We start from the raw sequence: 13,891 nt of genomic DNA, 5'->3' as shown, positions 1-13,891 counted from the left end.
AGACGGACCAGATGAGCTTAGATTTAGGGGCGGCGTGCTCGTTCCGGCAGGTCGGGTACGCCTATCCCGGATCTTCGGTGCCGGCCCTTCGGGATCTCACCTTCCAGGTGAGGGCGGGGGAGTGGCTGGCCCTCTTGGGGGCCAACGGATCCGGGAAGTCCACCGTGGCCAGGATGTGCAACGCCCTGCTGATACCCACGCAGGGCGATTGTTCTGTCTTTGGGCTGGACACTCGGGACCCCGCGAACCTTTTCGCCATAAGGTCCAAGGTGGGGCTGGTGTTCCAGAACCCGGACAACCAGATCGTGGCGTCAGTGGTGGAGGAGGACGTGGCCTTCGGACCCGAGAACTTGGGTCTCCCGCCGGAGGAGATAGAGTCCCGGGTCAGGGAGGCGCTTCTCACCGTTGGCCTCTGGGAGAGGCGCCGGAGCGCCACCTACGCCCTGTCAGGGGGGCAGAAGCAGAGGCTAGCCCTGGCGGGGGCCCTGGCCATGAACCCCTCCCTCCTGGTGCTGGACGAGGCCACCGCCATGATAGACCCCCTGGGGCGAAGGGAGTTCGTGGACACCTTAGTTAGGCTCCGTTCCGCCGGGAAGACAATACTGCAGATAACCCACCGTCTCGAGGAGATAGTGGGGGCCGACCGGGTGGTGGTCCTGAAAGGGGGCACCAAGGTGTTCGAGGGCACCCCCCTGGAGCTCTTCTCCTCCAGGAGGGACCTGGGGGCCATGGGGATCGGGGTTCCACCCCTGGTGGAGCTCCGGGAGGAGCTGTTGGAAAGGGGGCTCATCTCCCCGGAGGTGCCTCCTACGCTGGAGGCCCTGATGGGGGCGCTATGTCCATAGAGGTTTCGGAGCTTCACCATGTCTACCATAGGGGTACCCCCCTGGAGTATCACTCCTTGAGGGGGGTGTCCTTTGAACTGTCTCCCGGGGACTGGGTCTCCGTTGTGGGCCACACGGGGAGCGGCAAGTCCACCCTGGCCCAGCACCTGAACGGTCTGATCAGGCCCCAACGGGGCAGGGTGGTGGTGGACGGGATATCCACCGACGGATCCCCCAAGGAGCTGAGGGAGGTCCGCCGCCGGGTGGGGCTGGTTTTCCAGTTCCCGGAGCAGCAGCTCTTCGCGGACACGGTTTACGACGAGGTGGCCTTCGGCCCCAGGAACTGGGGCTTCCCGGAAGAGGAGGTGCGCCGTTTGGTGTTTGAGGCCCTGGAGGCGGTGGGGCTTCCTGAGTCCATGGTGGCTTCGAACCCCATGGGGCTATCGGGGGGGCAGAGGCGGAGGGTGGCCATCGCGTCGGTGATCTCATCCAACCCGGCGTATCTGGTGCTGGACGAACCCACCGCCGGATTGGACGCCCGGGGGATAGAGGAGCTGATATCCCGCCTAAACTCCCTTCGGTCCCGGGGGATCGGGGTGTGTCACATAACCCACGACCTGGAGATGGCTCTCGAACACAGCTCCAGGATCCTGGTGCTGTCCGACGGGGAGGTGGCCCTCTGGGGGACCCCATCGGAGGTGGCGGACCGGCTGGTCAGGGATCCGATCCGGGGGCTGGTGGTCCCCTCGGTGCTCCAGCTGGCCCTGGATCTCCGCCGCAGGGATCTTCCGGTGCCCCTCACCTGGGAGCCCGGGAGGCTGGCGGGGGCCATCAAGGAGATGAGAGGATGAGCATATCCGAGAAGGTGACGTTGGGGCAGTACGTGCCGGCGGACTCGCCGGTTCATTCCCTGGACCCCAGGACCAAGATCCTGTCCACGTTGGTGCTCCTGTTCGCCCTCTTCGGGGTGAGGGATCCCAGGTTCTTCCTTGGCTGGGGCGTTCTGTTGGCATTCATCGTGTTCCTATCTAGGGTGAGCCTAAGGACGGTGCTGAGGTCCGTGAGGCCCGTGCTGTGGCTTCTGGTGTTCACCGTGTTGCTTCACGCCCTCTTCACCCCCGGGGAGGCGATCCTTCGGTTTCACTTCATCAAGGTCAGCCGGGAGGGGCTTCACATGGCGGCCCTCATGGGGGTCAGGCTGGTCCTGCTGGTGGCCTTCGCGGGGCTCCTTACCCTCACCACCAGCCCCATGGAGCTGGCGGATGGGATGGAGAGCCTAATGTCCCCCCTGGCGAGGGTGAGGTTCCCGGCCCACGAGATGGCCATGATGATGACCATTGCCTTGAGGTTCATTCCCACCCTGTTGGAGGAGACGGATCGGATACTGAAGGCCCAGATATCCCGCGGGGCGGATCTGGAGGGGGGAGGGGTGGTGAAGCGCCTTCGGGCCTTCGTGCCCGTTCTGGTTCCCCTCTTCCTGATCGTCTTCCAGAGGGCGGAGGACCTGGCGCTGGCCATGGAGTCCCGGTGCTACGTGGGGGGGGTCGGCAGGACCAGGATGAGGCCCCTCCGGTGGTGCCTGGAGGACTGGGTCGCACTGGGGCTCATGTCCGTCTCTGTGGCGGGGCTGCTCTTCCTGGAGAGGGCGGTGGGGTGATGTTCCGGTACGCCGCCCAGGTGTCCTACGTGGGGAGCTGTTTCGCCGGGTTCCAGCGGCAGCCCAATCTCGTCACCGTTCAGGGGGCGCTGGAGGAGTCCCTGTCCGCCCTGGCTGGGGAGGGGGTGACCTGCACTGGCGCGGGGAGGACCGACGCGGGGGTTCACGCCCGGGGGCAGGTGGTCCACTTCGACATGCCATCCCGGTGGGATCTCGAGAGGTTGCGTCTCGCGATCCGGGCCCGGCTACCCCGGGGGCTGGAGGTGATCCGGCTGGCGGAGGTCCCGGGGGACTTTCACGCCCGGTTCGATGCCCGTTGGAGGGAGTACCGGTACCTGGTTTGGAACGCCCGGTGGTGCTACCCCCACATGGAGCCTTACGTGTGGCCCGTGAGGCGCCACCTGGACCTGGGGGTCCTCAGGGAGCTGGCGGGGATGTGTCTTGGGCGAAGGGACTTCGGCGCCTTCTGCAGGTCCGCGGACAGGCCCGATGATTCGGTTAGGACCATGATGAGGTGTTCGGTTAGGAGGTTCGGCCACCTTCTGGTCTTCACCTTCCGGGCCGACGGGTTCCTCACCAACATGATAAGGATACTGGTGGGGACCATGCTGGAGGTTGAGGCGGGGAGGATGAGCCGGGAGAGGTTCGCATCCCTCCTGGAGGGGGGCCACAGGTCTCGGGCGGGAAGGACCTGCCCGCCCCAGGGGCTGTTCTTCTGGCGGGTGGGTTACGATCCCTCCCCCTGGGGGCCCTAGGAAGTTGCGCTCCTTGGGGATAAAATAGCCCTTGGGTTCCGGCTGGGCCGGAGCGACGGAGCAGGCGGAGTTTTAAGGAGGAGTCCTTAGTGTGGGGAAAAGACATAGGCATTGACCTGGGCACCGCCACGGTGATCATATTCATAAAGGACAAGGGAGTGGTCCTCCGGGAGCCGTCGGTGGTGGCCATGGATCAAAACAATGGCAGGATCCTGGCGGTGGGTGAGGATGCCAAGCAGATGCTTGGCAGGACCCCTGGCAACGTGGTGGCGGTGCGGCCCCTCCGGGACGGGGTCATAGCGGACTACACCATGACGGAGGTCATGCTGCGGCAGTTCATAAAGAAGGTCACCAGCGGTTTCGAGAGGCTGGTCAGGCACCGGGTGATGATCTGCGTTCCCTCCGGCGCCACCGACGTGGAGAGGCGGGCGGTCCTGGAGGCCGCCATAGAGGTGGGGGCCAAGGAGGCCTACCTAATCGAGGAGCCCATGGCGGCCGCCATAGGGGCCGGGCTGGACATAGCGGAGCCCCGGGGCAACATGGTGGTGGACATAGGGGGCGGAACCACCGACATAGCGGTGATCTCCCTGGGGGGCATAGTGGTCTCCGAGTCCCTGCGGGTTGGTGGGGACAAGTTTGACGATGGGATCTCCCGGTACGTGAGGAAGCAGTTCAACCTGGCCATAGGGGAGCAGACCGCGGAGGATCTGAAGGTCAGCATAGGCACCTGTTATCCCCAGGGGGAGGATATGACCATGGACGTCCGGGGCAGGGACCTGATACAGGGGCTTCCTCGGCAGGTTAAGATAACCAGTTCGGACGTGGCCAAGGCCATAGAGGAGTCCGTTGGGGCCATAGTGGGTGGGATAAGAAGGGTTCTTGAGCTAACGCCTCCGGAGCTGGCGGCCGATATCATAGAGAGGGGGATAATCCTCACTGGAGGCGGCGCCCTGCTTAGAGGCCTTCCCCAGTTGGTGACGGAGCAGACGGAGATAAACACCATCGTGGCGGATCACCCGCTGGAGTGTGTGGCTCTCGGGACCGGCAAGGCGCTGATGGAGCTGGACAAGCTGAAGGAGTCCGGCACTGTGTTGTCCGCCTTCCGGAGGGGCCGGCACAGGTAGCCTTCGGGTTTTGAGCTTGCAGTTGGGGGGGTGAGGCCCCTTGTTCAGGGGTATTTACGCCGGAACGTCCGCCATGCTGGTCCAGGAGAAGATGCTGGACGTGGTGGGCAACAACCTGGCCAACGTGGACACCTCGGGTTTCCGGGCCAGGATCGCGGTCAACAAGTCGTTCCCCGAGGAGCTGATGGACCGGATAGAGAGGTCCATGGACCCGGTGGTCAAGGAGGGTTTCGCCCCCGGAGGGAGGATACCCATAGGGGTCCTCTCGCTGGCGAACGTTCTGCACGAGACCGCCATGAGGACCACCATGGGGGCCCTGGAGAGGACCGGTGCCCCCCTGGACCTGGCCATAGAGGGGGAGGGGTTCTTCGTCGTGCAGGACGGGGCGGGGAACACCTTCTACACCCGGTCCGGCCACTTCCAGCGGAACGAGCAGGGGCAGGTGGTGACCCACGAGGGGATGCTGCTCCTGGGGGACGGAGGTCCAATCGAGATAGGGGAGGGGACCCAGGTGCTGGTGGGGGAGGACGGACAGGTCTTCGTGGACGGAGAGGCGGTTGGGACCGTCCGGGTGGTCCGTTTCCAGACCCCTTCCAGGTTGAGGAACGTGGGCAAGTCGTTGCTGGCTGAGACCCAGGAGTCCGGGGCCCCGGAGGACGTGGAGGCCCCGAAGCTGGCGGTGGGGTTCCTGGAGAGGTCCAACGTGAACGTGGTGGAGGAGATGACCAAGATGATAGAGGCCAACCGGGCCTACGAGGCGGCGGCCAAGACGGTCACCATCCAGGACGAGCTCTCCTCCCGGCTGTCCAACTCGTTCGGCAGGCCCAGTTAAGGAGGTATAGGCTGACATGATACGCTCCCTTTGGTCCGGCGCGACCGGAATGATAGCCCAGCAGACCAACCTGGACGTGGTGAGCCACAACCTGGCCAACGTCAACACCGCGGGGTTCAAGAAGCTGAGGGCGGACTTCCAGGATCTGATGTACCAGATAGACCGGGAGCCTGGGGCCCCGGTGGAGCCCGCCTCCATGGTGCCCAACGGGATCCAGGTGGGTTTGGGTTCTAGGGTTTCGGGTACCAGCAGGATAATGGGTCAGGGTAACATGCAGGTGACCGGCAACCCCACCGATGTGGCCATAGAGGGAGATGGTTTCTTTCAGGTGACCATGCCGGATGGGACCGTGGCTTACACCCGGGACGGAGCCTGGCGGATCGACGGTAACGGCCAGATCGTTACCGCCGACGGTTACCTGTTGGAGCCCGCCGTAACGGTGCCCAACAATGCCAAGGAGATAATAATAAGCCCCACCGGCCAGGTGTCGGTGCTCCTTCCGGGGGACCAGAACCCCCAGGAGATAGGTCAGATCCAGCTGGCCCGGTTCGTGAACCCCGGTGGGTTGAAGGCCCTGGGGAAGAACCTCTTCATAGAGACCCCCGCCAGCGGGGCCCCCATAGTGGGGAACCCGGGGGAGGAGGGGCTCGGGACCACCATCCAGCGGACCCTTGAGATGGCCAACGTGCAGGTGGTGGAGGAGATGGTGAACATGATAGTGGCCCAGCGGGCCTACGAGGCCAACTCCAAGACCATAGCCACCGCGGACGAGCTCCTTAGGATAGCCAACAACCTGAGGCGTTAGGGGTAGGTCTTTGGAGCTTGGCGCCCCTTTAAGGTTTTCGATCCGGCGGGTTCCCAGGGTGGAGTTCCGCCGGCGTCGTTTTTGGTGGATCCTTATGTGGGCCCTGGCCTTCCTGGCCTCCGCTTCCGGGGCGTGGTGTGGAGAGGTGGTTATCCGGTTGGGATCCCAGCTGACCGCCCGGGACGGGGGGTGGCACCTGGGGGAGTACGTGTCCATCCAGGGTTCCCGAAGGGACGCGATGCTGGCCGGTGCGGTGTGGATCCATGTCCGGGGGGATGAGATCCGGCGGGAGGAGCTGGTTTACCTCCTATCCCCCCTCAAGGGACTTGGGGTCTCGGTGAGGCTCGAGATGCCCCGCCGGGTGCGGGTCATCTCCGGGGCCGAATCGCTGGAGGCCAGGCTGGCTAGGCTCTCCCGGTGGCCCTGGCGGGTGGAGGTCCTTGGGGATCCTTCGGGGGAGCTGGAGCTGCCCCTCGGCTTTCGGGACGGGTACCCTTTCGTGTACATGAGGGACCGTGGGCAGCGTCGGAAGGTGTCGCTTCGGTGGCATCAGCCGGTGGTGCTGGCCAGGGACGTGATGAAGCGGGGGGATGTGGTCTCCTGGGAGAGGGTGGTCCTTGGTCTGGGGGAGAAGCGTGGTTTTGAGGAGCTCCCCTCTTCGGTGGATGAGGTCCTGGGCAGGCGGGTTAGGACCCCGGTTAGGGCCTGGGCGGTGCTTCGGGGATCCTGGCTGGAGGGATCTAGCGGGGTGCTCGGGGGACAGACGGTGGAGCTGGTCTGTCGGGTGGGGGGTGTCTCAGTGAGCGCCGTGGGCCGCAGCGTTGACGGGGGCCGGGTTGGCGACCGGGTGAGGGTCATGAACGTTCAGACCCGGGCGATAGTGACCGGGGTGGTTGAGGCCCCGGGGGTTGTGAGGGTTGAGGGGGGAGACCTATGAGGCGCCTTTGGCGGTTGGTGGTTTTGGCGGCGGTCCTTGGTTTTGCCTTGACTGCCCCGTGCTTCGGCGAGTCCCTCTGGCGGGAGGGGACCGATCTCTTCGCGGACCGTCGTCCGTCCCGGGTGGGGGACATAGTGACCGTGCGGGTCAACGAGACCACGGACACCAAGGACGAGGGCAAGTCCAGCACCAGCAAGACCGACAACAGCGGAATGAACGCCGGCACCGGGATACTGGACTTCATAAAGGCCTTCTCCATCGGTGGGTCGTCCAACAGCGCGGGGAACAGCAAGACGGAGAGGAAGCACAACGTAAGCACCCAGATAAGCTGCGTGGTGACCGAGGTCCTGCCAGGGGGCAACCTGGTGATCCTGGGTCAGCGGGACGTGGTTACCCAGGAGGAGAAGCTGAAGGTGAGCTTCAGCGGGGTGATAAGGCCCGAGGACGTGGAGCCCGGGAACGTGATCTCCAGTAGCCGGGTGGCCAACGCGGAGATACGGGTGGAGGGCAAGGGGGCGGTCAGTCGGGTTCAGCGCCCCGGCATCTTCACCCAGATAATACAGGCGCTATTTTGAGTGGTGGCCGGAGGGGTGAGGGGAGTGTTCGGTAGGGTTGCCAGGTCCCTTTGTCTGGGGCTTGGATTTCTTGCGGTGTTTGTGGTTCCGGTTTTTGGGGTGGAGGTCAGGATAAAGGACCTGGTGGACGTGGAGGGGGCCAGGGCAAATCAGCTGGTGGGCATGGGGCTGGTGGTGGGCCTGGCTGGCACCGGTGACAAGGGGGACATGGCCATGAGGATGCTGTCCAACATGGCGCTCAACTTCGGCGTCAACGTGGACCCCAAGGCTGTGAAGTCCAAGAACGTGGCGGTGGTGTCCGTCACCTGCGAGCTTCCCCCCTTCGTCTCCCCCGGGCAGACGCTGGATGTGCAGGTCAGCGCCCTGGGGGACGCCAAAAGCCTTCAGGGGGGTATGCTGCTCCAGACCCCGTTGAGGGCCGCCAACGGCCGGGTGTACGCGGTGGCCCAGGGGCCCCTCTCGATCGGCGGTTTCAGCGCCGGGGGCCAGGGGGCCCAGACGGTGCGGAACTTCCAGACGGTGGCCCGGATCCCAGGGGGGGCAATAGTGGAGCAGGGGGTGGACTCCACCCTAGGGGGAGGCGGGGCCCTGGCCTTATTGCTCCGGAGGCCGGACTTCACCACCGCCACCCGGATAGCGGAGGCCATAAACCGCAAGTACGGGGGGGTGGCCCGGGCGGTGGACGCCGGTCGGGTTGAGGTGTCCGCCCCTGGGGGAGTGGGGGTGACGTCGTTCCTGGCCTCCATAGAGGGCCTTCGGGTGACCCCCGATGCGCTGGCCCGGGTGGTGGTTAACGAGAGGACCGGCACGGTGGTCATGGGCGGGGAGGTCAAGCTCTCCACCGCGGCGGTGTCCCACGGGAACCTGACGGTGAAGGTGTCCGAGAGGCCCGAGGCCAGTCAGCCCAACCCGCTGGCGGGTGGCAGGACCCAGGTGTTGCCCAGGACCGACGTGTCCGCCCAGGAGGGAGGGGGCCAGGTGGTTCTTCTTCCCGAGTCCTCCAGCGTGGCGGACCTGGTGAAGGCGCTGAACGGGGTGGGGGCCAGTCCCCGGGATCTGATACCCATACTTCAGGCGTTGGATCAGGCAGGGGCCCTTCAGGGTCAGCTGGTGATCCAGTAGGGGGGTGTTGGTTGTGAGGTCCGTGGATCGAGTGTCTTCTGGCTCTGGGGTCGCCAGGTCCCCGGAGGTGGAGGAGAAGCTGAAGAGGCTGGAGAGGGCGTGCAAGCAGTTCGAGGGGATACTGCTCTCCCAGCTGTGGAAGGACATGATGGCATCCTCCCGGCGGATCGGCGGGGAGGAGAGGAAGAGGCCCTTCGGTCCCTTGGAGGACACGGCGGTGGAGATGGCCTCCGAGGCGTTGAGCGAGTCCGGTGGGGTGGGGCTCTGGAGGGTCCTCTACGAGCAGATGAGGGGAGCAGTGGAGGGGGCCGATGGGACGGGATGAGGTCTGGTACTCTGGTGGGGTGAGGTTCCAGTGCCTGGAGTGTGGCCGCTGTTGCAGGGGGGAGAGCGGCGCCATATGGATGACCGATGAGGAGGTTCGCCGGATGGCGGAGGCGCTGGGGCTGGAGGAGGGGGAGTTCAGGTCCCGTTACATGACCACCCGGTGGGGCAGGCAGAGCCTTCGGGAGAGGGCCAACGGGGACTGCGTGATGTTGGACCCGGAGACCAACCGTTGTAGGGTCTACCCGGTGAGGCCCCTTCAGTGTTCACTCTTTCCGTTCTGGAGGTCTGTCATGCGGTCCAGGGATCGTTGGGAGGAGGAGGCCAGGAGGTGTCCCGGGATGGGGGAGGGTCGTCTCTGGAGCGTCGAGGATGTGGAGGAGAGGCTCTCCCGGAGCCCGTTCCCGGATCTGTAAACCTTTTTACACTATTTGACTGTATTAGAAACCGAAGTGGACGAAATCCCGGCTTTGAATGAAACCAAAGTCAAAATAATGGATAAAATAAAAACTAGTTTTTATTCAGAATTGTGAGTTATTTTCGGTCTTTTATTGCTTGTGTCCAGCGCACAATAGTCGTAATATTCCCCCGTAAACCGTTGGAGATCAATGCGAGGGGGAAGAGAGAATGGTTAAGTTTTCCGTGGCTCCGTCGGATGTCTTCAGGGAGATCGAGTCGGTCATGCTGAGGGACGGCTTCGACATCGTGATCGACATGGAAAGATCCTTGGGAAGCCGCATAGTGAACGCCCTGGACGGGCAGTCGTGGCTGGACTTCTACACCTTCTTCGCCTCCGCCCCCTTCGGGATGAACCATCCCAAGCTGGCCAATGAGGAGTTCAAGGAGAAGATCTTCCGGGCGGCCATAAACAAGGTGGCCAACTCGGACATCTACACGGTGGAGATGGCGGAGTTCGTCAAGACCTTCCGGGAGGTGGCCATGCCCAAGGGCTTCAACCACCTCTTCCTGATCGACTACGGCACCCTGGCGGTGGAGAACGCCTTTAAGGTGGCCATGGACTGGAAGGTTCGGAAGCTGCTGGAGGCGGGCAAGATATCCAAGGGGGATGCCATAAGCGGCAAGAGGGGCACCAAGGTGATCCACTTCCACGAGGCCTTCCACGGCCGCAGCGGCTACACCCTGTCGGTGACCAACACCCACGATCCCAACAAGTACCAGTACTTCGCCAAGTACGGCTGGCCCCGGGTCCTTAACCCCAAGATCACCTTCCCCCTGGATGACCACCTGGGGGAGGTGGAGTGGCTGGAGTCGGTGGCCATCAAGCAGATAAAGCAGGCCATGATGGACAACCCGGACGACATATGCGCCATCATAATCGAGACCATCCAGGGGGAGGGGGGCGACAACCACTTCAGGACCGAGTTCTTCAAGGCCCTGAGGGAGATCGCGGACGAGAACGACGTGCTCCTCATCTTCGACGAGGTCCAGTGCGGGATGGGCATAACCGGCAAGATGTGGGCCTTTGAGCACCACGGGGTCATGCCGGATATCTTCAGCTTCGGCAAGAAGGCCCAGGTGTGCGGCATCGTGGCGGGGCCCAGGATAGACCAGGTGAAGGACAACTGCTTCTCCGTCTCCAGCCGGATAAACTCCACCTGGGGCGGGTCGGTGGTGGACATGGTCCGGGCCACCCGTTACCTGGAGATATACCGGGACGACAGGATCCTTGACTACGTGAGCGGCGTGGCTGGTCCCGCACTGATGGAGGGCCTGGAGGGCATGAAGCGGGAGTTCCCCGGGGTGGTGTCCAACGTGAGGGGCAAGGGGCTCATGTGCGCCTGCGACCTGCCGGACACCAAGACCAGGGACGCCTTCGTCAGGGCCTGCTGGGCAAAGAGGATGCTGGTGTTGCCCTGCGGCGACCGGTCCGTCCGGTTCCGTCCGGCCCTCAACGTCCCGGTGGAGGACATCAACGAGGGGATGGAGATAAGCCGCCGGTGCCTCAAGGAGGTAATAGGAGGTTAGTGCCCCAACCGATCTCGTCCGTGACCAGGAGTTGAATCTTATATTTTCGCGCCCCCCTTGACCTCCCGTCGGGGGGGCGTAAAATTTAGGTTAGGTTGGATGACCGTCGCAAGAGAGCTCCCGGTCCGGGGATCGGGACGCCGAAGGGGCAAGGCGAGAGCCGAATCTCTCAGGCCAAAGGATTGCGGCGTGACGGCCCTCTGTAGATGGTCCGATCCGTTCGGGCCGGCCCTGGGGCAAGCGGCGGGTTGACCCCGCAGGCGAATCCCCGATGGGTAGAAGCCAGAGGAGAGTCCTTGGCGAGGGGGGTCTCCTTTGCGTTCGCCCATCTGCGTAACCAACAATCCCCTGGTGATCCGTAGAGTGCCCCGCGCCCTCTGAGTGGAGGGTCATGGCGGGGAGGTTCTCCTCGCGGCCCGAGACCGGGTGCACCGGGGCTATCGTCTCCTGTCCCACCCGCTCTACGGAAACCTTCGTCCCCATCATCAGCCCTTCAGGACCGTCCTGTTGGATGGGCCGGGGGTTGGGGTTGACTACCAATCGATCCTCCTCATGGAGGAGGCCCTGGAGGTCTATCGTCCCTTCATGGACCTCCCGGAGCCGTCCCGTTTCCCGTTTCATCAGGATCTGGCCTACGTGGATCTGAAGCTCATAGAGAACACGTTGGACGCCTACGGCCTATAGGCCCTGGGCGAGCTTCGTCATGCCCATTGAAGGGAGGTGATACACATGGTGGAGGTCAACAAGGACAACTACGAGGCGGAGGTGTTGCAGAGCTCCCTCCCGGTGGTAGTGGACTTCTGGGGTCCCTCCTGCGGTCCTTGCCTGGCCCTCATGCCCGAGGTGGTGAAGATGGGGGAGGAGTTCGAGGGGAAGGTCAAGTTCTGCAAGCTGAACGCGGCGGAGAACCGGCGCCTCTGCGCCAGCCTCAAGGTCATGGGGCTCCCCACCTTCCTCTTCTACAAGGGGGGGGAGCTGGTGGACCGGATAACCGGCGCGGAGGTCACCTTGGAGGCCATAAGGGATAGGGCCAACAAGCTGATAGGCTGAGCTTGAGGCCCCTGCCCTTCGTCAGAAGCGGAAGGGAGGGATAACATGAGGCTGGAACTGCACGAGTTTCACGTCAAGGCCCTCGAGTGGGGGGAGACCACCGCTTTCAGGGACGGCACCCTGTACGTCTCCAAGGAGGAGCTGGTGGCCCACCTGGGGGGCGATGAGCGGCTCAAGTCGGTGGACGTGGACCTGGCCCGTCCGGGGGAGAGGGTTCGCATAACCCCCGTCAAGGACGTGGTGGAGCCTCGCTGCAAGCTGGAGGGGCCCGGGGAGGTCTTCCCTGGTTTCGTCGGCGATGTGGAGACCGTGGGTAGCGGTGCCACGCTGGTGCTCAAGGGTGCCGCGGTGGTCACCTGCGGAAGGATCGTGGGCTTCCAGGAGGGCATAGTGGACATGTCCGGCCCCGGGGCGGACTACACCCCCTTCTCCAAGACCTTCAACGTGGTTTTGGTCTTCGAGCCCGCGGAGGGACTGGAGAAGCACGAGTACGAGAGCGCCTGCCGGATCGCGGGATTGAAGGCGGCCCACTTCCTGGCCACCAAGGCCAAGGAGGCTTCCGCCAAGGCGGATCAGGTGAGGTCCTTCCAGTTGCCACCCCTCCGGGAGGCCATGTCGGCCCACCCGGGGCTTCCCAAGGTGGCCTACCTCTACATGCTCCAGACTCAGGGACTCCTGCACGATACCTACGTCTACGGGGTTGACGCCAAGCGGATCATCCCCACCCTGATCCATCCCAACGAGGTGATGGACGGGGCCATCGTGTCGGGCAACTGCGTGTCCGCCTGCGACAAGAACAGCACCTACGTTCACCTCAACAACCCGGTGATCCAGGCCCTCTACGATCGTCACGGGGTGGATCTTAACTTCGTCGGGTGCATCATCACCAACGAGAACGTGACCCTGGCGGACAAGAAGCGCAGCTCCTCCTACGCCACCAAGCTGGCCGCCATGCTGGGGGTGGATGGGCTGGTGATAAGCGAGGAGGGCTTCGGCAACCCGGACACGGACCTGATCATGAACTGCCGCAAGGCGGAGACGTTGGGCATCCGGACGGTGCTCATAACCGACGAGTACGCAGGCCGGGACGGGGCCAGCCAGTCCCTGGCGGACGCCGCCAAGGAGGCGGACGCGGTGGTCACCGCCGGCAACGCCAACGCCATGATCGTGCTACCCCCCATGGACCGGGTCATCGGGTTCACCGAGTACGTGGACGTGATAGCCGGAGGCTTCGCCGGCTCCCTTCGGGAGGACGGGTCCATCGAGGTGGAGCTCCAGGCCATAACCGGGGCCACCTGCGAGCTGGGCTTTAACCGGCTCAGCGCCACCACATACTAGGCCTTACCCGGTAGATCGCACCGGGTCGTACCGGTGACGACGGAGTGGAAGGTAAACAAACAAACCAGGAGGAGGTGAAGGACATGGGAAAGCTGGCCGGAAAGAAGCTCATCCTTTTGGGTGAGCGGGACGGGGTGCCCGGGCCCGCCATGGAGGCGTGCCTCAAGGACTGCGGGGCGGAGATAGCCTTCGCGGTCACCGAGTGCTTCGTCTGAACCGCCGCTGGAGCCATGGACCTGCAGAATCAGCAGAGGGTGAAGGACATCGCCGAGAAGTTCGGTGCGGAGAACGTGGTAGTTGTCTTGGGTTCCTCCGATGCGGAGGGGGCCGAGATCTACGCGGAGACCGTCACCGCCGGCGACCCCACCTACGCGGGTCCATTGGCGGGAGTCTCGTTGGGACTCCCGGTCTATCACATATTCGACCCGGAGATCAAGTCCGAGGCGGACCCTGCTCAGTGGGAGGAGCAGGTCAGCATGATGGAGATGGTGCTGGATCCGGAGGCCTTGACCGAGGCGGTCCGGAAGATGAGGGAGGCCCACAGCCAGTACACCCTCTAGGC

Annotated in this window: 17 protein-coding genes and 1 riboswitch; all 17 genes read left to right on the top strand. The window is 64.0% G+C overall.

All coding sequences use genetic code 11. The features are described 5' to 3' along the window. Positions 1-11: 11 nt before the first annotated feature. The 17 genes from TACI_RS05950 to grdA all read left to right on the top strand — a co-directional run bounded on the left by TACI_RS05950 (position 12) and on the right by grdA (position 13,889). A complete protein-coding gene (locus TACI_RS05950) occupies positions 12-845 on the top strand; it encodes an energy-coupling factor transporter ATPase (protein ID WP_012869900.1) in 834 nt (277 codons plus the stop codon). Further along, positions 836-1,675: an ATP-binding cassette domain-containing protein gene (locus tag TACI_RS05945; RefSeq protein ID WP_012869899.1), complete on the top strand. Its 840-nt coding sequence runs from the start codon at positions 836-838 to the stop codon at positions 1,673-1,675. The genes TACI_RS05950 and TACI_RS05945 overlap by 10 nt, the downstream gene beginning before the upstream one ends. Then, positions 1,672-2,481, top strand: coding sequence for an energy-coupling factor transporter transmembrane component T family protein (locus TACI_RS05940; RefSeq protein WP_012869898.1), 810 nt, complete (start codon positions 1,672-1,674; stop codon positions 2,479-2,481). Before TACI_RS05945 ends, TACI_RS05940 begins: the two co-directional genes overlap by 4 nt. Further along, positions 2,481-3,236, top strand: a complete 756-nt coding sequence (gene truA / locus TACI_RS05935; protein ID WP_012869897.1) for a tRNA pseudouridine(38-40) synthase TruA — start codon at positions 2,481-2,483, stop codon at positions 3,234-3,236. The genes TACI_RS05940 and truA overlap by 1 nt, the downstream gene beginning before the upstream one ends. An 89-nt stretch (positions 3,237-3,325) precedes the next feature. Further along, entirely contained in the window at positions 3,326-4,360 is a 1,035-nt protein-coding gene (gene mreB, locus TACI_RS05930) for a rod shape-determining protein (protein ID WP_012869896.1), read from the top strand. A 40-nt stretch (positions 4,361-4,400) separates the two neighbouring features. After that, positions 4,401-5,192 (top strand): flagellar basal-body rod protein FlgF, encoded by a 792-nt coding sequence (gene flgF / locus TACI_RS05925; RefSeq protein WP_012869895.1) that lies wholly within the window; start codon positions 4,401-4,403, stop codon positions 5,190-5,192. Positions 5,193-5,208: 16 nt separating this feature from the next. Next, a complete protein-coding gene (gene flgG / locus TACI_RS05920; protein WP_012869894.1) occupies positions 5,209-5,997 on the top strand; it encodes a flagellar basal-body rod protein FlgG in 789 nt (262 codons plus the stop codon). Positions 5,998-6,055: 58 nt separating this feature from the next. Next, positions 6,056-6,934, top strand: a complete 879-nt coding sequence (gene flgA / locus TACI_RS05915) for a flagellar basal body P-ring formation chaperone FlgA (protein ID WP_242601076.1) — start codon at positions 6,056-6,058, stop codon at positions 6,932-6,934. Then, entirely contained in the window at positions 6,931-7,509 is a 579-nt protein-coding gene (locus TACI_RS05910) for a flagellar basal body L-ring protein FlgH (RefSeq protein ID WP_012869892.1), read from the top strand. Before flgA ends, TACI_RS05910 begins: the two co-directional genes overlap by 4 nt. A 24-nt stretch (positions 7,510-7,533) precedes the next feature. After that, positions 7,534-8,631, top strand: coding sequence for a flagellar basal body P-ring protein FlgI (locus TACI_RS05905; protein ID WP_012869891.1), 1,098 nt, complete (start codon positions 7,534-7,536; stop codon positions 8,629-8,631). Positions 8,632-8,644: 13 nt separating this feature from the next. Then, entirely contained in the window at positions 8,645-8,956 is a 312-nt protein-coding gene (locus tag TACI_RS05900) for an OPA3 family protein (RefSeq protein WP_164925180.1), read from the top strand. After that, positions 8,943-9,371, top strand: coding sequence for a YkgJ family cysteine cluster protein (locus TACI_RS05895; RefSeq protein WP_012869889.1), 429 nt, complete (start codon positions 8,943-8,945; stop codon positions 9,369-9,371). Before TACI_RS05900 ends, TACI_RS05895 begins: the two co-directional genes overlap by 14 nt. Before the next feature lie 211 nt (positions 9,372-9,582). Further along, on the top strand, positions 9,583-10,941 hold the full coding sequence (lat, locus tag TACI_RS05890; protein ID WP_012869888.1) for an L-lysine 6-transaminase: 1,359 nt from the start codon (positions 9,583-9,585) through the stop codon (positions 10,939-10,941). A 99-nt stretch (positions 10,942-11,040) separates the two neighbouring features. After that, positions 11,041-11,136, top strand: a riboswitch (glycine riboswitch). A 120-nt stretch (positions 11,137-11,256) separates the two neighbouring features. Next, positions 11,257-11,625, top strand: coding sequence for a GrdX family protein (locus tag TACI_RS05885; protein ID WP_012869887.1), 369 nt, complete (start codon positions 11,257-11,259; stop codon positions 11,623-11,625). 45 nt (positions 11,626-11,670) lie between these two features. Beyond that, on the top strand, positions 11,671-11,991 hold the full coding sequence (locus TACI_RS05880) for a thioredoxin family protein (RefSeq protein WP_012869886.1): 321 nt from the start codon (positions 11,671-11,673) through the stop codon (positions 11,989-11,991). Between the two features lie 45 nt (positions 11,992-12,036). Continuing rightward, positions 12,037-13,329: a glycine/sarcosine/betaine reductase component B subunit gene (locus TACI_RS05875; protein ID WP_012869885.1), complete on the top strand. Its 1,293-nt coding sequence runs from the start codon at positions 12,037-12,039 to the stop codon at positions 13,327-13,329. 83 nt (positions 13,330-13,412) lie between these two features. Further along, the gene (gene grdA / locus TACI_RS05870; RefSeq protein ID WP_012869884.1) at positions 13,413-13,889 is read left to right on the top strand and encodes a glycine/sarcosine/betaine reductase complex selenoprotein A; all 477 of its coding nucleotides are present in this window, start codon (positions 13,413-13,415) and stop codon (positions 13,887-13,889) included. Positions 13,890-13,891: the final 2 nt, after the last annotated feature.

Source organism: Thermanaerovibrio acidaminovorans DSM 6589 (assembly GCF_000024905.1).
In the GTDB taxonomy this organism is placed as follows: Bacteria; Synergistota; Synergistia; order Synergistales; family Synergistaceae; genus Thermanaerovibrio; species Thermanaerovibrio acidaminovorans.
This window is presented reverse-complemented; position numbering and strand designations above follow the sequence as displayed.